General features: G+C 58.8%; 18 protein-coding genes. 8 read left to right on the top strand and 10 right to left on the bottom strand.

Translation table 11 applies throughout. From position 1 onward, the window contains the following. The first annotated feature begins 58 nt into the window (after positions 1-58). The 5 genes from ACSZOQ_RS03460 to ACSZOQ_RS03480 all read left to right on the top strand — a co-directional run bounded on the left by ACSZOQ_RS03460 (position 59) and on the right by ACSZOQ_RS03480 (position 6,134). Entirely contained in the window at positions 59-469 is a 411-nt protein-coding gene (locus ACSZOQ_RS03460; protein ID WP_439924637.1) for a FixH family protein, read from the top strand. Next, positions 466-1,884, top strand: a complete 1,419-nt coding sequence (locus ACSZOQ_RS03465; protein WP_439924639.1) for an efflux RND transporter periplasmic adaptor subunit — start codon at positions 466-468, stop codon at positions 1,882-1,884. Before ACSZOQ_RS03460 ends, ACSZOQ_RS03465 begins: the two co-directional genes overlap by 4 nt. Next, positions 1,881-5,069: an efflux RND transporter permease subunit gene (locus tag ACSZOQ_RS03470; RefSeq protein WP_439924641.1), complete on the top strand. Its 3,189-nt coding sequence runs from the start codon at positions 1,881-1,883 to the stop codon at positions 5,067-5,069. Before ACSZOQ_RS03465 ends, ACSZOQ_RS03470 begins: the two co-directional genes overlap by 4 nt. 397 nt (positions 5,070-5,466) lie before the next feature. Further along, positions 5,467-5,829 carry a hypothetical protein gene (locus tag ACSZOQ_RS03475; protein WP_439924643.1) on the top strand — a complete coding sequence of 121 codons (363 nt, stop codon included), beginning with the start codon at positions 5,467-5,469 and terminating at the stop codon, positions 5,827-5,829. 20 nt (positions 5,830-5,849) lie between these two features. Next, positions 5,850-6,134 (top strand): hypothetical protein, encoded by a 285-nt coding sequence (locus tag ACSZOQ_RS03480; RefSeq protein WP_439924645.1) that lies wholly within the window; start codon positions 5,850-5,852, stop codon positions 6,132-6,134. A gap of 110 nt (positions 6,135-6,244) precedes the next feature. Here ACSZOQ_RS03480 and pabB read toward each other — a convergent pair whose 3' ends face one another. The 7 genes from pabB to ACSZOQ_RS03515 form a co-directional block, all read right to left on the bottom strand. After that, positions 6,245-8,380 (bottom strand): aminodeoxychorismate synthase component I, encoded by a 2,136-nt coding sequence (gene pabB, locus ACSZOQ_RS03485; RefSeq protein ID WP_439925941.1) that lies wholly within the window; start codon positions 8,378-8,380, stop codon positions 6,245-6,247. 406 nt (positions 8,381-8,786) lie between these two features. Beyond that, entirely contained in the window at positions 8,787-9,203 is a 417-nt protein-coding gene (locus tag ACSZOQ_RS03490) for a hypothetical protein (protein ID WP_439924646.1), read from the bottom strand. Positions 9,204-9,302: 99 nt separating this feature from the next. After that, positions 9,303-10,646, bottom strand: coding sequence for an HlyD family type I secretion periplasmic adaptor subunit (locus ACSZOQ_RS03495; RefSeq protein ID WP_439924647.1), 1,344 nt, complete (start codon positions 10,644-10,646; stop codon positions 9,303-9,305). A gap of 39 nt (positions 10,647-10,685) precedes the next feature. Further along, a complete protein-coding gene (locus ACSZOQ_RS03500) occupies positions 10,686-12,698 on the bottom strand; it encodes a type I secretion system permease/ATPase (protein ID WP_439924648.1) in 2,013 nt (670 codons plus the stop codon). A gap of 42 nt (positions 12,699-12,740) precedes the next feature. Beyond that, positions 12,741-14,660: a hypothetical protein gene (locus ACSZOQ_RS03505; RefSeq protein WP_439924649.1), complete on the bottom strand. Its 1,920-nt coding sequence runs from the start codon at positions 14,658-14,660 to the stop codon at positions 12,741-12,743. Positions 14,661-14,798: 138 nt separating this feature from the next. Then, entirely contained in the window at positions 14,799-15,656 is an 858-nt protein-coding gene (locus ACSZOQ_RS03510) for a hypothetical protein (protein ID WP_439924650.1), read from the bottom strand. Between the two features lie 291 nt (positions 15,657-15,947). Then, on the bottom strand, positions 15,948-16,499 hold the full coding sequence (locus ACSZOQ_RS03515) for a hypothetical protein (protein ID WP_439924651.1): 552 nt from the start codon (positions 16,497-16,499) through the stop codon (positions 15,948-15,950). A gap of 185 nt (positions 16,500-16,684) precedes the next feature. Between ACSZOQ_RS03515 and ACSZOQ_RS03520 the strand changes: the two genes are divergently transcribed. Together ACSZOQ_RS03520 and ACSZOQ_RS03525 are read left to right on the top strand one after the other, a co-directional pair. Next, on the top strand, positions 16,685-17,221 hold the full coding sequence (locus ACSZOQ_RS03520) for a hypothetical protein (protein WP_439924652.1): 537 nt from the start codon (positions 16,685-16,687) through the stop codon (positions 17,219-17,221). Between the two features lie 195 nt (positions 17,222-17,416). Continuing rightward, positions 17,417-18,445, top strand: a complete 1,029-nt coding sequence (locus ACSZOQ_RS03525) for a response regulator transcription factor (protein ID WP_439924653.1) — start codon at positions 17,417-17,419, stop codon at positions 18,443-18,445. Between the two features lie 143 nt (positions 18,446-18,588). Here ACSZOQ_RS03525 and ACSZOQ_RS03530 read toward each other — a convergent pair whose 3' ends face one another. The 3 genes from ACSZOQ_RS03530 to ACSZOQ_RS03540 all read right to left on the bottom strand — a co-directional run bounded on the left by ACSZOQ_RS03530 (position 18,589) and on the right by ACSZOQ_RS03540 (position 21,364). Then, the gene (locus ACSZOQ_RS03530; RefSeq protein WP_439924654.1) at positions 18,589-18,990 is read right to left on the bottom strand and encodes a hypothetical protein; all 402 of its coding nucleotides are present in this window, start codon (positions 18,988-18,990) and stop codon (positions 18,589-18,591) included. 73 nt (positions 18,991-19,063) lie between these two features. After that, complete coding sequence (locus ACSZOQ_RS03535; RefSeq protein ID WP_439924655.1) at positions 19,064-20,611, bottom strand: tyrosinase family protein; 1,548 nt, start codon at positions 20,609-20,611, stop codon at positions 19,064-19,066. 522 nt (positions 20,612-21,133) lie between these two features. Continuing rightward, entirely contained in the window at positions 21,134-21,364 is a 231-nt protein-coding gene (locus ACSZOQ_RS03540) for a hypothetical protein (RefSeq protein ID WP_439924656.1), read from the bottom strand. A 392-nt stretch (positions 21,365-21,756) separates the two neighbouring features. On the opposite strand from ACSZOQ_RS03540, the gene msrA reads away from it, so the two are divergent. Further along, the gene (gene msrA, locus ACSZOQ_RS03545; RefSeq protein WP_439924657.1) at positions 21,757-22,296 is read left to right on the top strand and encodes a peptide-methionine (S)-S-oxide reductase MsrA; all 540 of its coding nucleotides are present in this window, start codon (positions 21,757-21,759) and stop codon (positions 22,294-22,296) included. The last annotated feature ends 31 nt before the right edge of the window (positions 22,297-22,327 follow it).

The following is a 22,327-nucleotide window of genomic DNA, read 5'->3' on the forward strand; positions in this document are numbered from 1 at the left end:
GGCTTGCGCGGATGATTCATGCCGCCTTGCGGCAGACCAAAACGTTCGAGGATTTTATATGAACACGTCACATTATGCGCGCTCCCTTCGTGGAGCGCTGATCGCCGTTGCCGCAAGCGTCACGGCCAGCACAACCGTCTTTGCGGACATCAAGGATTACAGGTTCGAACTTATCGACCAGACCGTTCAGACCGGATCTGACAAGATCATCGCCGTCCGCCTGATCAGTTCCAGGACAGACAAACCGGTTTCCGACGCGGTGATCTTTGCCACTCGCCTCGACATGGCGCCTGACGGCATGGAGGAGATGGCGACAAAGATCATCCAAATACCGGGAAGCGAAGCTGGCACCTACAAGTTCAAGGCGACGTTCGGCATGGCAGGCCGTTGGCGGTTGTCGCTCGGCGCCAAGGTGCAGGGTGAGACCGGCACCGTCGAGAACAAGCTCGTCATCACGGCGCAAAAATGAACCGGGCAATCTTGATGAGCCTTGTCGTTGCGGCGCTGGCCGCGGCAGTCGGCGCTGGTTTCACCGGCGGCCGTGTGCTGCACGGAACGAGCGTGATGTCCTTTACGACCGCGGCGGCGTCCGAGACCACCACTGCGCCGATCTATTATCGGGATCCGGATGGCAAGCCGTTCTACTCGCTGACGCCGAAGAGGGCGGAGGACGGACGCGCGTACCGCCCGGTGCCGCCAGCCGCCGACGTTAGCTTCGACGATCCTGCGCATGAGAAGACCAAGGTCGAACCCCCCGACGCCAAGGTCGGCAAGCACAAGATCAAGTATTACCGCAATCCGATGGGGATGCCGGATAGATCACCGACGCCGAAGAAGGATTCGATGGGGATGGATTACATCCCCGTTTACGAGGGCGAGGACGCCGCTGATGGCTCGGTCAAGTTGTCACCGGGAAAAATCCAGCGCACGGGTGTGCAATCCGAACGCGCCGCACCTCGTGTCATCCGGACGTTGATCCGGGCGCCTGGCACGATTCAACTCGATGAGCGGCGGATATCCGTTATCTCGATGCGCACGGAAAGCTGGGTACAGAAGGTGATGAACGTTACTACCGGCTCCGCTGTCAAGAAGGGGCAGCCGCTGATGGAGATCTACAGTTCGGCGATCTCATCGGCCGCGGCGGATTATATCTCCACGATCAACTTGTCTATCCCGGCCAGCATGGAACGCTACGGCCGTGGATCGCGGCAGCGACTGATGAACCTCGACGTTCCGGATGCGGCGATCGTGGCCATGGAAAAGAGTCGCATGGTTCCGATCGCGATCGAATGGTCGGCGCCGCGCGACGGGATCGTTCTGGAACGTAATGCCATTGAGGGGATGAGAGCGCAGCCCGGCGACGTGCTGTTCCGTGTCGCCGATACGTCCCTGGTGTGGGCCATGGTGGACATAGCCGAGCGGGATCTTGGCGCGGTACGGGTAGGGCAGCGGGTTATTGCGAAAGCCCGCAGCTTTCCGGAGCGCGCGTTCTCCGGAAAGATCAGCGTGATCTATCCGCAGGTGAACCGCGAAACGCGAACCGCACGGGTCAGGGTCGAACTCTCAAATCCTGATCTTGCCCTGCTTCCCGACATGTATGTCGACGCCGAAATCGACACGGGTAATCCTGCGCCGGTTTTGGCGATACCGGAAAGCGCTGTGCTCGATACGGGTGCGCGGCAATCGGTCTTGGTGGACAAGGGAGAAGGGCGCTTCGAGCCGCGGGAAGTGAAGCTCGGTCAGCGTGGGAATGGTTATGTCGAGGTGCGGGAGGGGTTGCACGACGGTGAGCCGGTCGTGGTGTCGGCCAACTTCCTGATCGATGCCGAAAGTAATATGAAGGCTGCGCTGAAAGGCTTTTCGGAAGCGGGAAGCCAACCATGATCGCCCGCGTCATCGCCTGGTCGGCCCGCAACCTGCTGCTGGTTCTGTTCGGCTCCGGCTTCGCAGCCGCCGCCGGCATCTACGCTCTGGCCCATCTGCCGCTCGACGCCATTCCGGACCTTTCGGACACGCAGGTCATTGTCTACACCGAGTATCCGGGTCAAGCGCCGCAAGTGGTCGAGGATCAGGTGACCTATCCGCTCGCGACGGCGATGCTGACGGTGCCGAAATCGAAGGTCGTGCGCGGGTTCTCGTTCTTCGGCGTGTCCTTCGTATACGTCATCTTCGAGGACGGAACGGACATCTACTGGGCGCGCTCGCGCGTCCTCGAATCTTTTAACGGCGCTGCGGCACGTTTGCCATCCGGCGTGACGCCAACGATGGGCCCTGACGCGACCGGTGTGGGATGGGTCTACCAGTACGCGGTGGTTTCCAAGGAGCTCAATCTCTCGGACACGCGAGCCATTCAGGATTGGAATCTCAAGTTCGCGCTGGCGAAGGCAGGCGGCGTGGCCGAGATCGCGAGCGCCGGCGGCTTCGTCCGCCAATACAACGTCGTTCTCGATCCGCAGCGGATGCGCGATCGCGGCATCACGATGCAGAAAATGCGCGACGCGATCCGTGCCAGCAACGCCGACGTCGGCGGGCGGACCGTCGAGCTGTCCGAATTTGAATACGTCATTCGGGGCAGGGGATACATCAAAGACATCAACGACCTTGGCAACATCGTCCTCAAGATCGATAACGGCACGCCGGTGTTGTTGCGCGATGTTGCCCGCGTCGAGCTGGGGCCCGACGAACGGCGCGGCATTACGGAGCTGAACGGCGAGGGAGAGGTCACGAGCGGCATCGTTCTGCAGCGATTTGGCGCCAATGCCCTTGATGTCATCGACAACGTCAAGAAGCGGTTCACGGAAATCGCTTCAAGCCTGCCGCAGTCGGTTGAGATCGTGCCCGTCTACGACCGTTCCATGCTGATCAATGCGGCGATCACTACGCTCAAGCACACGCTGGTCGAGGAAAGCATTGTCGTCGCTTTGGTCTGCGTCGTTTTCCTGCTGCATGTCAGGAGCGCTCTGGTCGCAATCCTGATGTTGCCAGTCAGCATCCTGATGGCTTTCGGTGCGATGAAGCTGCTCGGGATCGGCTCCAACATCATGAGTCTCGGCGGAATCGCGATCGCGATCGGCGCCATGGTGGACGCCGCGATCGTTATGATAGAGAACGCGCTCAAGCACCTCGAACGGGCTGGGTCGGGACGCTCGCGAGTCAGCATTCTTATCGAGGCAGCATCCGAAGTCGGTCCCGCGCTGTTCTTCAGCCTGCTGATCATCACCGTCTCCTTCATGCCGATCTTCACGCTGGAATCGCAGGAAGGACGTCTTTTCAGTCCGCTGGCCTTCACTAAGACGTTTGCCATGGCGGCGGCGGCCCTTCTTTCGGTCACGCTGGTGCCTGCGCTGATGGTGATCTTCGTTCGCGGTCGGATCGTTCCGGAACACAGGAATCCGATCAATCGATTCCTGATCTGGATCTATCGGCCTGTAATCAAGGGCGTGATGCGAGCAAAGATGCTGGTCGTCGTTCTTGCGCTCGCAGTTCTAGCCGCGACTGTCTGGCCCGCGCGTCAGCTTGGCACAGAATTCATGCCGAACCTGAACGAGGGCACGTTGCTCTATATGCCAACGACATTGCCCGGCATTTCCGTCACCAAGGCAGGTGAACTGCTGCAGATGCAAGACCGGATCATCCGGTCGTTCCCGGAAGTAGCATCTGTATTCGGCAAGGCGGGGCGAGCGTCCACCGCGACGGATCCTGCTCCACCGGAGATGTTCGAGACCATCATCAACCTCAAGCCGAAGGAGCAATGGCGTTCCGGCGTCACGATCGACAGCCTGATCGCGGAGATGGACAAGGCGTTGCAGTTTCCCGGCGTCTCGAATGCCTGGACGATGCCGACCAAGGCCCGCATCGACATGTTGTCGACCGGAATCCGCACCCCCGTCGGTGTCAAGGTGATCGGCCCCGATCTGGTCGGGATCGACAAGCTGGCGAAGCAGGTCGAGCAAGTCCTCAAGGCCGTGCCTGGCACCTCATCGGCCTACGCGGAGCGCGGTATCGGCGGATATTTTCTCAACATTACACCCGATCGGACGGCGCTCGCACGCTATGGCATCATGGTTCAGGACGTGCAGGACGTGATCGCCACCGCGCTCGGCGGACAGACTGTGACCACCACTGTTGAAGGTCGTCAACGGTTTACCGTCAATATGCGGTATCCCCGAGACCTCCGCGACACGCCCGAGAAGATCGCTTCGGACGTTCTTGTGCCGATGCCGCAGGGCGGCACCGTGCCACTCGGCGAAGTGGCGAAAATCACTCTGGACCGCGGGCCGACCTCGATCCGGACGGAAAACGGGCAACTTGCGAGCTATGTGTATGTCGACATTCACGACCGCGACCTGGGCGGCTATGTCGCCGATGCGCAGAAGGCGGTGCGGGCGAGCATCGCGTTCCCACCGGGTTATTATGTGGTCTGGAGCGGCCAGTACGAATACCTGGAGCGTGCCACCGCGCGCCTCAAGATCGTCGTGCCGGTGACGCTGTTGATCATTTTCCTGCTGTTGTATCTGAACTTCCGCTCGATCACCGACACCATGATCGTAATGCTGTCGCTGCCGTTCGCTCTGGTGGGCGGCTTTTGGCTGATGTGGTGGCTTGGGTTTAATTTGTCCGTCGCCGTCGCCGTTGGCTTCATCGCGCTCGCGGGCGTTGCCGCCGAAACTGGCGTCGTCATGCTGATCTACCTCAATCAGGCCTATTCCAAAGTTCGGGCGGCACGCGCGGCGCAGGAACAACCGGTCACGCAGGCGGATCTTTACGAGGCGGTCATGGAGGGCGCGGTCGATCGTGTCCGTCCCAAGATTATGACCGTCGTCGCGATCATGGCGGGGTTGCTGCCGATCATGTGGAGCACCGGCGCCGGCTCCGAGATCATGCAGAGGATCGCGGTGCCGATGATCGGCGGTATGGTTTCCTCGACGTTTTTGACGTTGATTGTGATCCCAGCCATTTTCGGCTTGATCAAGGGATACTCACATCCGGACTCTGCCGGAACTGCGCCGCGACATGGCCAGCCCTTAAATGCAAAGCGAGTATCAGATATTCTGGAGCCCGCCGAATAGGGAAGGGTAGTGAAACAGATCACATCCATCGTTTTGCGCCGTGATGATGCATATATGGCATGAGCCGGTATTATCGGAGAATCGATATGAAAACCGTGCTGCCAAATCCGTTCGCCGATGTCGGCAAGAAAAGACAGCCGCGCAAGCGTAAGGTCAGCGGAACCAAGAAGCCGCCACGGCGTAAGTCGAAGGTCCCGCGGAAATGACCGCTCACATCGTCCCGGCTATCGCTCGCGGACGTGTGACGCATTCCAGTGCCGGACCCAGAACCAGCCGAGACTGTGTGTGATCACACTATAACCATCTCATATTCACCAAGTGATCATACAAAGACCGAACGCGCACCATCGTCCGACGCTAGATCGAAGCGACTGCAACAACTGCGGAAGGAACGATGATGCGAACATGGACCACGCCAGTTGTCGTTGCGTTGCTCGCCATAGGAACACCGGTATTGGCGCCTGCGCAGGGTTCGCCGAGGCCGACAAGCACTGACACGCAAGCGGAACAGAACGATAATACAATTCACAGTATTCAGGTCATCGATATCGAAGACCTACAATCAGACTTGCGCGGAAAAGTAGACGCACTTCTCGCAAGCATGAAACAAGACGAACTGCAGTCGCTCCGCAGAATAATCGATGAGACTCCCGAAGCGGTCTCTGCACTGAAAGCGAAGGGGCGAATTACCGCGCAAGTTGTCGCCGTCAACGTCGACAAGGATGGCGTTCTGACCGTGTTCACGACGCGAACCACCTGATCCAAAAACGGGGTGCAGTTATGAAACTCAATGCCACGCAAGTAAAACAGACTTTGACCCAGATGGATGCACGCGTCCTGCCTGACGATCATCCAGCAGTTGGCCAGTTGGTTGAGTTGTTCGGTGACCACACCTTCTTCCTCGATGAGAGCGGGCTGAAGGTTCTGGAGGTGGCCGAGCCAGCGGAAGAAGATACACAAGCCGGAAAAGTCGTCAGCCTTGCTGACTGGAGCGATTCAACTTCCAGCTCCCTACAAGCACATAAGCCGGTGGTCACCGGCGTTGTGGTTGTTCTGAACCAATGAAACAACGATGCCTTGCGAACAATTGGATGGCGCGCGCCACCACCGTCCGGGTTCTTCGCGTATGTGGTCATGGTCAAGCAGCGATTGGCTGCGGAACGACGGGACCGACGCTACCCTGAAATTGGCTCAGCTTGGAAAGCCATGCCATCGCTGGAGTCCACGATGTGATAGTGACCATCACTAAAGCTTCCAAATGCTGCAATGACGATCGATTTGATCGAAGCCTCAGCCTTCAAGAGCATTTCCTCAAACTCCCCGTCGGGTGTGGAGTCTGCGACGACTCCACCTCCCACACCGATCGAGAAGCGTCCGTCAGCCGATACGATGGATCGGATAACGATGCTCAGATCGGCAACGCCATCGTCACCCAGCCAGCCAAGCGAACCAGAATAAATGCCGCGGGCACGCTGTTCCAACTGATCGATATGCTCCAGGGTCCGAGATTTTGGCGCGCCGGTCATCGATCCTCCCGGAAATCCGCCGCTGCGCAGCAAGTCAAAGAGCGTGTGTTCCGGCTTCAGCGTGCCACGTACGGTACTTACCAATTGGTGGACCGTCTGATACGTTTCGACGTCAAACAACTTTGGCACGGATACAGTTCCGGTCTCGCAACAGCGCGATAGATCGTGGCGGAGCAGATCGACGATCATCCCGTTCTCGGCCCGGTTTTTTCGACTAGCTCGCAACAATTCGACCAGCCTCTTGTCTTCAAGTGGGTCGGCATCGCGCCGGATCGTTCCTTTTATCGGCTTTGTTTCGATGTTGCCGTCGGTATCGACTGCAAGGAATCGTTCGGGCGACGCGCTAAGGACGGCCCCGCCAGGCCATTTGAGAAAAGCCGCAAACGGAGCGGGATTGACGCGCCTCATTGTGCGATAAACCAGCAGAGGTTCGACTGTAGCGGCACAGGAAAGCTCGTTGGTCAAACAGACCTGATAAGTCTCGCCTTGTGCGATCAAGTCGAGACAGCGCGCGACCTTGGAACGATAGCTATTCTTTCCGTCCCTCATGAGGAACTCAAGCGGATTCCGATCGGCCGCGGGAGGTAATTCCATAGGCGGGCTGTGTGCCGATTCGATCCGCTGGAGTGTCGAGTGAATCCAATGCTGCGCGCGATCGGCTTCGTCAGGGCTGTCGATGGCGCAGACATAAGTTTTCCCGTCCAGATGGTTGACGGCGATGAATCGGTCCGAATGGATCAACAATGCGTCGGGTGTTGCAGCATGCCGCGTCGTCGGCGAGCCACAGTCGTGTCGCAGCTCGTAACCAAACCAGCCGACATGCCCACCGATGAAAGGGCATGGCGGCGCTGACTGCGGCCGGGCGGGATGCTCCCTTTGAAGATATTCGAATATATCGACGTTCTCTGTTCGCAGACCGTGAGCATCATCGACCATGATCGTTCGGCCGTGGCTACGATACTGGACCGTCGCCGCATGTGGACCCGATGCATCTCCCATGTAAGACCATTGCGCCAGCGCCGACCCGGCAAGACTGCTGTCGAGCCAGAAGGCGAAGGGTTGGTCGGCAAAGAGCGAGCAGAACACCGCTTCGGTATCGATCGCACGCGGGATTTCGAGCCAGAATGCCTTGCGAGTCGCTGCGGTAGGTACCGGTGCGCGTCGTTTGTCCGCACGGGCCGGGGGTGGCGTTGATGTTCTGTCCGAGGCGCGAAACGACAGGTCGCGAAAATTGCGCAGTAAGATGCGACCATTTTCTGTCAGAATTGATTCCGGGTGAAACTGAACACCCCATTGCGGCCGACCGCGACGAGTGATGCCCATGACAAGGCCATCTTCGGTCCAGGCAATTTCCTCAAGGGTGGACGGGAGGGGGCGCCGGACAACAAACGAATGATAGCGCGCGGCGTTGAACGACGGCGGCATGCCCGCGAAGAGGTCAGAGCCCTGGTGCATGATCCTGGACGTGCGTCCGTGGACTAGAGATGGAGCTCGCTCCAGTGACGCACCTGCCGCAATAGCAATGCCCTGATGTCCCAAACACACACCAAGCAAGGGAACTGCGGCCGCTTCGATGGCAGATTTACATAAACCAAAATCTGCAACCCGGTCCGGTCGTCCTGGTCCCGGTGAGATGATGATATTATCGAAGCGTCTCCTGGAGAGTTCGTCCCAGGTCGCTGTATCGTTGCGGACGACGAGCGGCTCTTCCTGATTAATATCTGCGATTAGATGCACCAGGTTGTAGGTAAATGAATCGTAGTTGTCGATTATAAGTGTCCTCACCAAATGACCTCGACTCGCAGTGACGCTCGCACGGAGCGAAGGCGGTGGATGGTTTCGTACCGGAATTGATCCGCGGGAGCGGCCCAAGTTGATATCTAGTCGAGGCCGCACCGAAGCGAAACCCGCTTCATCGCTACGACCAACTCAGTACCCCTGCCGGTGACGCAAGTGTAGCGTTTTCGAGGGATCTTCCGGAAGTGTGTTTCGGCGGAGGGGGCGTCCCGGCCCGCAGGCCCGGTGCCTGTTTCGAGCGGCTTGCCGGGGCAAATTCCCGTTCCGGGCAGATAGGTCGTTTAAGGAGAGAGCCGCGATCGAATCCGAAAGGCTTGGTGCTGCGGTCGTCGAAGCGCCAATGGTCTGTTCGTTCAGTGAACGCTGAGCGATGCTCCGGCTGCGATATCTGTGGTCACGACTTCGAAGCCAGCCACGAGGGCCTTATGTGCATCTTCGATACGTCCGGCCTTGATCGAGACGTTCGCGAGCGTGCTGAAAATGCCGGGAACGGCAGGCTGCACCGGACCACCTCCCGGTACGCATTGGCGGCATCGAGGAATTGGCCCAGAGCTTCGCAGGATTGCCCGAGCAGAAGCCACGGCTTATAGCTGTCGGTCCTTACCAGAGTAAGCAACTCGAACATACGTTTCGCCGCTCCGTGGTCACCCTTGCGAGCAAGGAGCTGGCCGTACCGATGCAGGGTGTCCTCGTTGCGGGGATCGATCTTCAGAATCCGGCGATATCCGCGATATCCGCGCGCGGCCTGCTCCAGTTTTCCGGCTTGATGCAACTGCGTCGCCTTTTTCAGTATGTCTGCAAGCGTCCGCATATCGAGTCTCCCACCAGGATTGCAACCCGCTTCGCGCGGTGACAAAGAGAATCCTCGCAGCCTGGTTGATTCCGTCCGTTCTTGTTCAAATTTGCCTTTCTACCGCTCGCGAAATGCCCGGGACATGCTGTCCTCGATTGGCTTCATGATGTACTGAAAGAAGGTCCGTTCGCTGGTCTTGACGAAAACTTCGGCTGGCATGCCGGGCGTCGGATTGAAACCGTGGATTGCCGCAACTTCCGAATTGTGAAGCCTCACGCGAATGACATAGATGTCGCTCGGCCCGGTCTGTTGAGATTTTTTCTCGTCGGCAACGGTATCGGCCGAGAGGTAGATGACGTCGCCCGAAACCATTGGTGTGACGCGCTGGCTGAGCGCCGTCAGCCGAACCATGGCTTCCTGACCCTGCTTGACCGAGTCGATATCCTGCGGCCTGACCCGGGCCTCGATGATCAATGGCTCGTTGAGCGGCAGCAGCTCCATGATGGGCTTGCCCGGCTCGACCACCCCGCCGCGCGTATGGAATCGCAATTTGACGACGACGCCTTTGACCGGCGCCCGGATCGTTGTGCGGTCGAGAACGCCATTTGCGCTCAGCATCCGCTCGCGGACATCGACCATCTCGCCGCGTATTTCGTGCATTTGCTCGACCGCGGTCTTGATAGCGGTCTTCCGCACGCCGTTGATTTGCTCAACCGCCCGAGCGATCCGTTCCTTGGAGTCGCCGATATCGCCCATGATACGGCCGACCTCGCCCTCGAGATTGGCCTGGTTCCGTTGCAGAAGAAGAACATCCGGCTTGCGTACGAGGCCGGCGGCCAGGAGATGTTCCTTGGTCTTGATATCCTCTTCGACGAGCGCGATCTGACGCCGCACGCCTTCGAGTTGAACCTTGGATCCGGTGATGCGCTCGTTCAGGGCCTTGATACTATCCTCAATTCCGGCAATTTCGCTGTTGGTATTGTTGCGCTGAGCGGTGAAGGCAAGAAGCTGGGAACTGACGATGGTGCGTATTTGCGGATCCTTTGAATCTGCGGTCAGTTCAGGCGGGAAGTGAACTTCCGCTTCCTCGCGAACTTGTGCCTGCAGGCGGGCATCGACTGCCGTGAGCCGCGCGTTGCGAAGGAACAGCCGCTGCATCTCGGCTTTTGAGGTGGTCTGGTCCAGTTCGACCAGAATCTGACCCGCTTCGACGGTGTCGCCCTCGTGAACCATGATGTCGCGGATCATGCCACCTTCGAGGTGCTGGATCGTCTTGTTCTGGCCGGTAGCCACAAACACGCCCGATGCGACGACTGCACCCGCGATCGGTGCAGTACCGCCCCAGACTCCGAATCCCATGACCGTCGCCGCAATAACCAATATGCCCGCCACGGTAAGGCCGCGTGTCGAGCGTGGCAGATCGGCGTGCCAGGGCTGATCGCCTATCATTGTCGTGCTCATGGTCGCCTCTCCAGGCTCGTGTCTGTTTGTCTCGCCCGATCAGGCGTCGAGCATTGGCGGCGCCGAAGCGCTGGGTTTGCGGCCCGTCACCATCGGGATCACCTCGTCGCGCGTTCCGAACGCCTGCACGGAGCCATTCTGCAGAATCATGATCTTGTCGACGCTCTGCAAAAGCGCCGGCCGTTGCGTGATGGTGACGACCGTCATCCGCTTTTCCTTGGCGCGCACCAGTGCCTTCGCCAAGGCGCGTTCGCCGTTTGCGTCGAGATTTGCGTTCGGCTCATCAAGCACAATCAATCGCGGATTGCCGTAGAAGGCCCGCGCAAGGCCGATCCGCTGCCGCTGCCCGCCCGACAAAGGGCTGCCATCCATGCCGATCACGGTTTCATAGCCTTGGGCGAGCTCCGAAATCATTTCATGCACGTCGGCGGTTTCAGCGGCATCGAAGATGTCTTCGTCGATCGCGTCAGAGCGCATGCGCGCGATGTTCGCCTTGATTGATGCCGGAAACAGTTGAACTTCCTGTGGCAGATAGCCGACGCTTTCGCCGAACTGGCGCGGGTCCCAATTGCGCAGGTCCATCATGTCCAATCGGACATTTCCGGCGGTCGGAATAATGGAGCCGACCAGCATTCGCGCCAGCATGGTCTTTCCAGTGCCCGATGGTCCCACGATAGCGAGGGACTCGCCGGGTTCAAGCTGGAAGCTGATGCCGTTGAGGATCACCTTCTTGTTCGGGGGAGGGACGTAGAGGATACGTTCGACGCTGAGGCGACCCTCCGGACGCGGCAATCGCAAACGTTCGAGGTTGAGTGGCGAGTTTTGAAGCAGGGTCTTGATACGGCTGTAGGCCGAACGCGCCTGCACGAAGTGACGCCATCCTTCGATTGTGCCTTCCAGGGGAGCCAGGGCGCGGCTGGCGACGATCGATGCCGCGATGATCATGCCCCCGGTCAATTCGCTTTCCAGTGCGAGGTAGGCGCCCCATCCGAGAATGGTAATCTGGGTGCCCAGACGCAGGAACTTCGAAATGCCGGTCATGATGATGTTGAGGTCGTGGCCGGCGACCTGAGCCTTGAGCGATTCCACCGTCTCCTGTCCCCAGACCTGGACGCCTTCCGGAATCATGCCCATCGCGTTGATAACCTGGGCGTTGCGCGCCATCGCCTCCGCTTGGAGGTTGGCGCGGGTTCCGAAGGCATTCGCTCGCGTGAAGGGTATCGCGGTCACGCGCTGGTTGATGAGCGCGACCCCAATCAGCGACATGCTTGAGCCCAGGACGATCAGCCCGAGTTGCGGGTGGATCAGGAACACAACAGCGAGATAAGCGGGTGTCACCGGAGCATCGAAGATCGTCAGCAGGACTGGGCCTGTGATGAACGCGCGCAAATGCTGTAGGTCGGCGAGCGTCTGAAATTCCCGGCTTGAGCCGCTTTGTGCCGCTTTTGCAGCCGCACTCAGCACGGGACCGCCCAAACGAGCTTCAGTTTCGACGGCGATCCTCATCAGGATAAAGCGGCGCAACATATCCATCACGACATGAGCTCCGATAGCCAGAATGACGATCGACGACAGCATGATCAACGTGTCGACGCTTCGGCTGGTCAGCACCCGATCCGACATGTTGAAAAGATAGATAGGGATGGAAAGAACGAGAAGATTCACGACAAGCGAGAAAATGCCGACGGTGACGAGATTATGCCGTGCGGCAGCCAGTCCCTTGCCGAGGACGTCCCGAAATTCGTTGTCGCCGGACCGCTTGTGCAACTGCGGAGTGCCACCGCCACCGCCGCCGCCGCCACCATTGAGATTGCCCTTGCCGTTAAGATTATGCCCGTTCGCTGGTGCCAAAGGAGTCTCGGCTCCATTACGGTTTGGCGGAATGGGCATTTGTTCTGTTCGTGCGTCGAGCGTCTCGGCTGGCTTCTCAAACGGATTTCGCCATAGTTTCTGCGTCAGTTTTCTGACCTGCCCTATGAGAGCGTCCCTCGAATAGCGATCGCCTGAATCCGCCGACGGATTGGCAATGATTTGATCGTCGCTCAGACTCATCGTCGCTCTCCTCAACCAACAAGCTTCGATTCTGGGTCCAATTTAGTGGAGCACGCCGGCCATGGGGTCGTCGTGCGGAAGCGTCGTGGTTGGGTGATGCTGCGGATCTGAATTGTTGGTCGCGTCGTCCTGCCCGACAAAAGCGATCACCTCAGGGACGAGGGCTTGGGGATTCGTTTGAGTGACGTGATCCGAATCCTGGTTCACAAGATTGGCCTGGACCAGGATGGTATCGCCATAGACCTGTCCGTTGACATGGGTGTTGGTGTTTCCAACGTCGACGATGGCCGCATCGTTGCTGAGAACGTTGCTTCCCGTGGAGACGTTTTGGGTCGCCATGCTGTCGCCGTAGTAACCGGCCGTGACAGCCGACGGGGATTCCTGGAGTTGAAGCGCCATGTTCGCGTTGGAAACGATATTGGTCTGCCAGATCGCGTTGACGTCATAGTAGTCGCCGGTGACATAAAGGATATGGAAGGTGCCACCGTTGCCAGCGATCAATTGCCCGAACGAGGGGTCGAGCTCTGTTGCTCCGCCCGAAATATTGTGGATGAGATTGTCAAGGTCGGAATTCCACGGCAGGGTTTTGTCGCCGCCGTAGTTCTCGATCGTTGCTGTGTTGGTAAGCTGATTGTTGCCGGTGGAAACTGTTTGATTCGTATTGATCCCGTCGCCCGTGATCTGGACGGTATCGTTGTTGTAGAGAATGTTGTTTTGGAAGACCACGTTCATGCCGTGATAGCTGCCGCCGACGACGATCAGGTCGTAGTTGAAATCGCCGTCGTTGATCAGCACGTAGTTGCCGAGCTCGTTCTGGCCGGCGTGAACTTCATAATGCGTGCTCGAGCTGCTCTGCATCGTGACGTTGTTGTCAGAGAGATAATTGCTCTGAACCAGCGCTCGAACGTTGAAGTAGTCGCCATGCACGACATCGACGGACCAGTCCGGGCCGGCAAAGTAGCTCGGCATGGTTTCATAGACGCCCGGATGCTGGACGAAGTCCGCGATGTTCGTGGCCTGATCGCCGCCGGTCGTGATATTGGCTCCGAATCCTCCGACCGTGACGTGATCGTTGTCCATATACGAATTGGTCTGGAAGATCGCATTGGTCTTGAAAGAGTCGCCCATCACGAGCATCGTTCGCGCCGAATCCGTCAGATCGACGATGTAGGCGCCATTGCTGGCAGTATTGCCGCCGTCGAGTGCCCACTGCCCCAGACCATGGCCGAGGTCAGGTACCGGTGTCGGTGTGGGAGCGGGAAGCTGATCGGGCGGTGTCGGCGCGGGATCCTGCAGCACGCCGTTCAGGTAGTATCCGGGCGTGACCGAGTGCGGATCGGCCATGCCGTCGCGATCGGCCCAGGCCTGATCGTGCGCGGCGACGAAAGCCGGAAGTGCATCGGTATGCTGCGGTGCGTACCAGTCGGTTGGCAGTGCCGCATCGGCGCCGGCGATCATCCGGGCAATCGCATGGTCGGCTTCTGTCTCCAGTGTCATCAGAAGATTCGTATCGTGTGTCCCGACCAGTGCATCGTCATTGTACATATTGTTGAATTGATGCGTCTGGATTTCGCTCTGCTCGCCGCCTTCCTGGTAGACAATCCTAATGACATCGCTACCGCCACCGCCGCCGCTACCGACGGAGATCGGCAACGGTGGGCCGAGAGTAGGCGCCGGCGCAAACCGATCAAGGTTGACGTCTAGTGTGGGATGGAGGTGTGAAAGAGGCAGGCGGTGATTGGGCTCGTCTATCACCGGGTCTCCATCCGGCATGGCGACAGGACGGCTGTCCATATCGTCGTCGGCGGGCGTGAGCGCGAATTGAGGCCGATGGCTCGTATAGTCCTCGGTATCGGAGCGATAGTCGCCTTCGTCGGGAATGATGCGGAAGCGTGCGATGTCGTCGAAGATCTTAAGATATCCTGCGAAATGCCAGATGATCTCGGTTATGCCGCCGGGCATCATGGGAGCCTCCTGCTTTCAGGCACGCAAAACGTCCCCATTCCGCGAGCGCCCATCGCAGTTTCAGAATTCCGGAGCAGTACTGGTCAGTCTAAAAAAACCTGCGCGGTGGTTGCCGCGCAGGCCCGAAAAGGGAGGTTAGCCGGTGTGATGATCATCTTGGAAGTCGTGACCGGCAGTGATCGTCTGGCTGTTGAACTGGATATTGGCGCCCAGGGTGATGGTCTGGTTGAAGGCCGACTGCGTTACCGCTGCGTCGGCGTTGATGCCGCTGCTGCCGTGATCGAGGTTGCCCATTCCGCCGGCCGAGACCGCGCCACCATGGACATCATGCGCATCCATGTGGAAGGAGGCGCCGCTGCTCGGATCCAAATAGTCGCTCGGGCTTCCGCTGAATGACACCGAGGCATCCGAGACGTCATTGTGCTGTATCAGATTGTTGACCTGGTCGATATTGAACTGATTCCCGCCGCCGTTCAGCGTCTGGTAGACAACCTCCGGCATGACCAGTGAGTCAGTGGTGGTCAGGTCGTGAAGGTCGATGACCGGGTGGCTAAGGCTGTTGGCGTCGAGGTTGAGGTCGACGTTGACGCACACGTTGACATGGTTGTCGACGGTGTTCTGGATGCTATTGTCCAGATGATTGGTGTCGCTGTTGCTCAGCGAATTGCTGAGGCTGTTGGAATCGCTGTTGCTGTTGCTATTGCTGTTATCGTTGCTGTTACTGTTGTCGTTTCCGTTTCCGTTCCAGTTACCGTTACCGTTCAGGTTGCCGTTACCGTTCAGATTGTCGCTGGCTGAATAGAGCGACTGAGCGGCGGTCTGGGTCTGATCCTGTCCCTGTCCCTGACCTTGACCCTGACCTTGACCCTGGCCTTGACCCTGAAGCTGGCCCTGCAGATTGGCCTGAGCCTGAAGCTGGCCCTGCAGATTGCCTTGCGCCTGGCCCTGAGCCTGCGTGGGATCGTCGTCGTGCTTGTGATCGTGCTTACCCATAATGGGCTCCTGTCGGGAGGAGCATCGTCGCGACGAAAGCGCGCCAATCTTCTACGTCAGCGGCCTTGCCGGGAAGCGATGCCGTTTGATACGCCGGTTCTGCCGGCGGCGAGATCAACTCAGAAGCCGATTTCGCACCAGAAGGCTCCTCCATTGGCAACAGTGCGGCTAGTTGCCCTTAGGGACATTGGCGACCGCCTTGAGGAGAAGCGTTATCAGCCGAAAGGCGTAGTCACTTACGGCTTCGGCTCAGGGGTGGCGTAGCGACCGGCCTGCGATCCGTCGCTGCCGCTATCGCAAGTGAGCTTCGAGCCGCGGCAGGAAATCCCAGATATCCCGGTTGATCTGCGCCATTTCGCGCACCGCTTCCGCCATTTCCTCGATGCGTGCGTCGTCCAGCGGCTTGGTTTCGCCGAATCGAAGGGTGCTGCGGGTTTGCACCAGGCGCATCGATTGCGTTTGGGAGATCGCGCCATTGCCGTCGACGGTATACATGCAGTGATTGAATTCGTTGCGGATGTGCGTGCCGTCGTTAAAGCGGTCGATCACGCGATCGAGTTCCTTGCTGAGCGCCTTGTCCTTGATCTTGATCCGCGCCAGCCGCTGGATGAGGTCGAGCCTCGCCCGCGTGGTATTCAAGGTCGCAAACACAATGGCAGCCGAAACCTGATCGACCTTCAGCAGCAGCATCAGGACATAGATGAACAGGCTTTCGTTGTTGGACCAGTTGAAGACCAGGTTCCCGATCAGTGCCAGGATCGTCGTCCGGCGATCCGCCGATTCCGACGCTGCGGCATCGAGCGCTGCGAAATCAGGCTTGGGAGGGAGGTTACTGGCGGTCATGACATGCATCGCACGCAAGGGCAGGTCCATCACCTGCAACGTTACGGGCGCCGAAAATCTTAAGTAGGTATCGGCGGCGGACCAACAAGTATTCTGTCCTGCGCCGCGATCGTCGCGTAGGATAGGGACGAAGACAAGTCTCCCTCTGCGGAGGAGCCAGCCAGGATCTGGTCGAGGAGGCAAAAATGCTGCGCTGGGCGGTCACAATGGCGGAAGTCAGACGAGGGCGTCGAGCGGCGGTGGCGACGATCGGCCCACTGGTTGAACGAAGTCGCATCTCCCTGAACGGCATTCCGGACATCGCATGGCGCGATCCCTATCTCGTCGGCTTCATGCTGACGCTCATCACCATCGTCGCCCGGATCGAGAGCCGAAACTTGCGGGATCACGATCTGGGCGTCGTTCAATCACAGGCCTGGGGAGCGATAACGGGCATGGATGCGGATCTGATCGGCGAGGACGCTCTGACTCTCAGCACCTCTCATCCGCGTGAATTCCAGTACGGATGCTACAGCGCAACACTGGTGGCCTCACGTCTTTGCGGATCTGCGGCTGTCGCCTCGATCGGATATGAGCCATGGCAGGAGGCGATGTCGGCAGATGAACGTGCATTTACCGGAGATGAGCGCAGCATGACTTCGATATCCAATCCGGTCACGGGCAACTGGACTGATACCTTCGACGCCTTTATCGCGGCGCTCCCGTCGGCCAAACTGCCCTGAAGGTTCAAATGGAACCGCCTTATTCACGTATAATTTTATGTTTTCCCAGAGCTAAAAATCTACTAGGGTTGATGACCTTCAGGTAGGGACAGCCTGAATTAAGTGCTTTTGTTGGCTGACGACGGAAGGGTTAGACAGGAGGGTGGACCGCCCTGTCCGTAGCAGCGTTCGAAACGGGTTGAGTAGGGGTACCCAATGAGCGCGAGTGAACGAAATCATTTTTATAACGCCCATTTGTCTAATTATTTCATTTCACGTGCCGCGCAAAAAGATCAAAACGCGCGAAGGGCTGATCCGGTCCCGGTAATTTATCCACCACTCGCTTCTCGGCCGCAGTTGAACGTTGGAAGTGCGTCATGCGGGGCATCACCGCCGCGACCGCAAGCGGGCCTACAAAACGCTATTCCGCGCGCATGCCTGACTGATGTTGCGCCGCCTTGGCAGGCTCTTGAGAAAACTGGTGCGGCCGGCCTCTCGTCAATCTCCATGCAGGACTCCCACCACGGTGGTCGCAACGCGAAACGCTTCAACGGAACAGATGATTCATTTGCTGATGAGACAAAGATTTCAGCAAACATCATTGTTATCATAGACGATCGTGCGCTTGTTCGCGACTGTCTGGCGCATTGTCTGCAGGCCGCTTATATCGGTTATCAGGTTTTCGCGTTCGCCACTTTGTCGGACTGGTTGAAAACCGAGGATGACTATCCGACACCTTCCGTCATCCTTCTCTGTGTTCAGACCCGCCAAAAGAAAACATTAAACGAATCCGATGACGTCGAGAGCCTGACGCGCGCCGCTTTGAGCGCGCCTCTGATCGTCATCTCCGATGTCGAGGATAGCTCACGGATCATGCGGGCCATCGAGAGTGGCGCGCGCGGCTATATTCCGACCAGTATGACACTTGGTATCGCCGTCGAAGCCGTGCGGTTGGTCGAGGCGGGTGGCACGTATGTGCCGATCAGCGTAATGTCGTCGTTGAATTCCGGTAATGGCGAAAGCCAGCTGTTCACCGCGCGCCAGATCATGGTCGTCGAAGCACTCTGCCGCGGCAAGGCCAACAAGCAGATCGCCTACGAACTCGGCATGTGCGAAAGCACCGTGAAGGTCCATATCCGGCACATCATGCGCAAGCTGAAGGCCCGGAACCGGACCGAGGTCGCGATGATGGTAAGCACCTTGTTTGACAAAATCGTCGATCAAAAGTCCGTGTCGAACACGTGAGGATGGGTAAGTCGGGCGCGTCGTTGCATCGACTTTGCAACGAAATCGCGCAGATCCTTTTAAGCGGGTCGAGTTCGCGACGGCGAGTATCAACGAGCCCTTTTTGATCGATCTCGCATCGTAAGCCTTAAGCCGATCTGGAGCTATTCTAATTCGGCGCGACCAATGACGAGTTCGGCGCCGCTGCCGTCCCCTGCGCTCGGCTCAACACGAATAGTGACTTGCGACGGCATTTCGCAGGCATCCGGCAAAGCAAAACCGAAACGCTGTGCATTGGCGTTTCTTCCCGCGGTGAAGGACTGCTGCGGGAAGATGCCGAACCGTCCGATCTCCCGCTCCTGTGTTCCGCAGGGGATCAGTACGACAGCTTCGATCGGCCCGCTCGTCGAGGGCGTAAAACCCGTGACCGTAATGACAATTCGCGCAGCTGCGCGCTGCGATGGATTGGGGGAGGGCGCAACCGCGATCCGCGCTGGCGCTTTGACGCTCGCACGCACGTCATTGTCCTCCGCCGCAGCCATCTCGATGGTCGACAGCACCACCACAGCGACGAAGGCAGCTCGAATCGCGCAACCTATCGCTCGTTTTTTTCGGCACCGTCTTCCCTTGCGCCGCATGCTATCCCGAAACAAAGACGACCTCGACGCGCCGCGGCGTCGCAGTGCCGGCCTTGCCGTTTCCGGTCTCGTTGCCCACCAAGAGTTGCAATCCGATGGCACTGGGGATGGTTCCGGCCGAACCATAGACGCGCTGGAGTGCGTCGGTGAGATCAAGGACGAAGGACGGAAGGTCGTGGTCGCCATGGGCGCCGTGGCCGCCCCCGCCGTGATCGAGCACGGCAAAGCTCCCGACGTAGCGGGGATCCGACATGGAGGCATCGGCCGGGACAGGTTCGTCACCCAGATAGATGTGGATCGTCGTGGTGCTCGGATCGGTGATGGCGACATTACGAAGAATGGCGAGCGCGCGGCTTCCGCGGGCCGATGCTTCGCGGGCAGCGGAGAAGTCCATCGTTTCGAACCCCGAGCCGACCGGAACGCTCCGGACGACGCCTTGCAAGGCAGCCTTCGGCACGTTGATCTTGAGCGCCAGCGCCGCCTCGGGTGTCGCACTCTCGGTATTCTCAACTACGGCGGTCGCGACCTTGTCGGTATTGATGTTGGCGGCAGTCGGTGCTCCGAGGATGGTGTTGAGCGAACGCTCCAAAGTCATCGTTCGGGCGATGTTTGAGGCCACCGCCGTTGGTGCGTTAAAGCCGTAGCTGTAACCGAGCGTTTCAGGAACGTAGAGGTCGGACACTTTCGGCGACCAGAATGATCCGTCTGGATTGAGGAAGTTTTCCTTAAACGGCATGTTGGTCCAGAACGGGTCGGTGCTGTTCGCATGCTTGAGATTCCAGAGCGCCCATATCCGGTCGATATTGCCATGGTGCATGAAGAATATCGGATCGCGCGGCGATGCCGCCGTTGGCATCCAGCCGCCGATGTTGTTGTGGACCTGGTTGTGCGGCGTCGCTTCGAGCGTGCCTTGGACGCCGCCCCCGCCGGTAATCCAGGACGGATCGAGCGAATTCTGGCCGGCGGGCCGGCTCGTTCCGAAGATCTCGTAAGGCGACGCGTTGAGAATTGTCTTGAGCACCGTGGGTCCGACGATGTTTGACGGCATCGGCTTGGTCGGCGGCCACGTTCGTTTCCTGCCGTCCTCGTTCACGCGCAGCCAGTTGGTCTTTCCGTCGGGAGTCTTCTCCGGCAGGAATACCTCGGGAAGCGTTGGATTCGCCGTCCAGTCCCAGTAGGGCAAGGCGAAGTCGTCGTTCTTCGTCAGATGCCGGACGATGCGTTCGTACATCGCCGTGAACGCGCGGTGCCACGGCAGGAAGTACCAGTCGCCGTGCGGGCAGTAGCGGAATCCGGTGTTGATGTTGCCGTGAAAATTCGCGAGCTGCACCCAGTTGAACTTATCATTGGCCGGCTTCTGCTTCATGATGCCGACCGCATCGCGATAAGTCGCAACGATCGGGTCGTTCCAGGCAAGCCCTTGCAGCGAACGCCGGATCGGAGGTGCCTTGGGTGCCGCGAGCGCGCGCATCGCTGTCATATTCGCGGCGATGAGCCCGGCACCGATCGCGCCGCCCTGCAAAAGAACTGTCCGCCGTGTCGTTGTCATGTCGTCACCCCTTTTGGCCGCTAGTCCGCAGCGAAAGTCCGCATGTCGTTTGATTGCGAAAGAAACAGCATGATCGCAGTTCAAAATCTGCGCGTGCCAAAAAATGTAGTCAACGATTTGGGGGGATTGCGTACGCGGCACACGCAGGCTTGCTGCCGCTTTGATGAACGCTGAGTTAAGCTAATCCGACGAACTCAAATGAGACTGACGTGGCGCTTGTTGAACGCCTACGTGTCGTGTTCGGATCGTTCGATAAAGTCAGGCATATCGGCAATGCTGTACGAGCGGCATCTGCGGTTAGCGATGATGACCGACAGTAATCTGGCCGGATAGCAATAGAAGACGGGACTAGCGCGTCTTCTTCGCAAAGCTAGAACGACGTTGCCCAAAAGCGTTAATCGCTTGGGCAACGCACAGGCGGCGCGTTCGTTGAGGCCGATTGTGAAAGGTTTCGCGCGAAAAAACGATAGCCCTATCGAAGCTTCGAAGAGCGCTATTGGCGTTCAACGGACGGCGGGAAAACTACAATTGCTCTGCGACCGTGCCCAGCAATTTCTTGGCTTCTGCCCGCGCCAATTTTTCATAATGAAAGAAGGGAAACTTGTCGCTCTTCTCCAGAAGAACCTCGAGTTGGATTGACCGCCTCGTATCTGTATCGGAATCCACTACGTCGATCAAAAGCCTGCCCCAAAGTTTTCCGAAAGGGGCGTGATCGTCCAGTGCAAACTTCGTGTCGTCTAACTTGAAAGGCATCCCGGTCCTCATTTTGATTCGAAGGCTCAGACAATAGGCCTTGATTGGCCTTCCGAATAGCTCGGTACCGGGCTGTGATGCAACCGGCGAATCCGGGTTGCGAGGATATTCCGGATGTGCAAGGGGCCGGATTGTCGGTTCGGGTGCCGGTTTTGTCCTCGCCGACAGCGGCATTTTGCCGGACCCGTAACTCCCGGGGGCCTCAAGTCCCCGTCTTGGTCAGCGGATGGCTTGATCGCCGGCCGCCCCATACCCAGATCGGTTTGACGCGTGGCGGCTCATGAATCGCCGCAAGGACAAACGAGTGTCCCGAATCCGGGGTGCACGTCACGGTGCGTATGCCCGAATCGGATTGCAGGAGCGATCCAAGCGCAAAACAGGGAGGGACGGACATGACAGCTTCAAAGGAACGCGCGGTCCTCGCCGGAGGGTGCTTCTGGGGCATGCAGGATCTGCTGCGCCGGTATTCCGGCGTGATCTCAACCCGGGTCGGCTACTCCGGCGGCGAAGTGCCGAACGCGACATACCGCAACCATGGCAGCCATGCCGAGGCCATCGAAATCACCTTCGATCCGAAAACGATCAGCTATCGGCAACTGCTGGAATTCTTTTTCCAGATCCACGACCCCAGCACACCGAACCGACAGGGCAACGATCGCGGCGCGAGCTACCGTTCCGCGATCTTCTACACGAGCGACGAGCAGAAGCGGATCGCGGAAGATACCATCGCCGACGTCGATGCGTCCGGTCTTTGGCCGGGGAGGGTGGTCACGGAGCTTGCGCCGGTCGGACCGTTCTGGGAGGCGGAGCCCGAGCATCAGGATTATCTGGAGCGCTATCCGGACGGCTATACCTGCCACTTCGTCCGGCCGAACTGGAAACTGCCGCGCAGGCAGGAGGCCGGTCAGGCGATGGCCGGTGGAACCCGTTGAGGGTAGCCGAAAGCTTCCGATGCCCATGGCC

This window comes from Nitrobacter sp. JJSN (genome assembly GCF_051912485.1).
GTDB lineage: Bacteria > Pseudomonadota > Alphaproteobacteria > Rhizobiales > Xanthobacteraceae > Nitrobacter.

What these genes read in the sequence shown, in the direction of transcription:
- ACSZOQ_RS03500 (WP_439924648.1), bottom strand. Translation starts at nt 12,698, where the DNA reads ATGAGTCTGAGCGACGATCAAATCATTGCCAATCCGTCGGCGGATTCA.
- ACSZOQ_RS03465 (WP_439924639.1), top strand. Translation starts at nt 466, where the DNA reads ATGAACCGGGCAATCTTGATGAGCCTTGTCGTTGCGGCGCTGGCCGCG.
- ACSZOQ_RS03505 (WP_439924649.1), bottom strand. Translation starts at nt 14,660, where the DNA reads ATGCCCGGCGGCATAACCGAGATCATCTGGCATTTCGCAGGATATCTT.
- ACSZOQ_RS03525 (WP_439924653.1), top strand. Translation starts at nt 17,417, where the DNA reads ATGAGCGCGAGTGAACGAAATCATTTTTATAACGCCCATTTGTCTAAT.
- ACSZOQ_RS03475 (WP_439924643.1), top strand. Translation starts at nt 5,467, where the DNA reads ATGCGAACATGGACCACGCCAGTTGTCGTTGCGTTGCTCGCCATAGGA.
- ACSZOQ_RS03495 (WP_439924647.1), bottom strand. Translation starts at nt 10,646, where the DNA reads ATGAGCACGACAATGATAGGCGATCAGCCCTGGCACGCCGATCTGCCA.
- ACSZOQ_RS03520 (WP_439924652.1), top strand. Translation starts at nt 16,685, where the DNA reads ATGCTGCGCTGGGCGGTCACAATGGCGGAAGTCAGACGAGGGCGTCGA.
- ACSZOQ_RS03510 (WP_439924650.1), bottom strand. Translation starts at nt 15,656, where the DNA reads ATGGGTAAGCACGATCACAAGCACGACGACGATCCCACGCAGGCTCAG.
- ACSZOQ_RS03470 (WP_439924641.1), top strand. Translation starts at nt 1,881, where the DNA reads ATGATCGCCCGCGTCATCGCCTGGTCGGCCCGCAACCTGCTGCTGGTT.
- ACSZOQ_RS03460 (WP_439924637.1), top strand. Translation starts at nt 59, where the DNA reads ATGAACACGTCACATTATGCGCGCTCCCTTCGTGGAGCGCTGATCGCC.
- ACSZOQ_RS03490 (WP_439924646.1), bottom strand. Translation starts at nt 9,203, where the DNA reads ATGCGGACGCTTGCAGACATACTGAAAAAGGCGACGCAGTTGCATCAA.
- ACSZOQ_RS03480 (WP_439924645.1), top strand. Translation starts at nt 5,850, where the DNA reads ATGAAACTCAATGCCACGCAAGTAAAACAGACTTTGACCCAGATGGAT.
- msrA (WP_439924657.1), top strand. Translation starts at nt 21,757, where the DNA reads ATGACAGCTTCAAAGGAACGCGCGGTCCTCGCCGGAGGGTGCTTCTGG.
- ACSZOQ_RS03515 (WP_439924651.1), bottom strand. Translation starts at nt 16,499, where the DNA reads ATGACCGCCAGTAACCTCCCTCCCAAGCCTGATTTCGCAGCGCTCGAT.
- ACSZOQ_RS03535 (WP_439924655.1), bottom strand. Translation starts at nt 20,611, where the DNA reads ATGACAACGACACGGCGGACAGTTCTTTTGCAGGGCGGCGCGATCGGT.
- ACSZOQ_RS03540 (WP_439924656.1), bottom strand. Translation starts at nt 21,364, where the DNA reads ATGCCTTTCAAGTTAGACGACACGAAGTTTGCACTGGACGATCACGCC.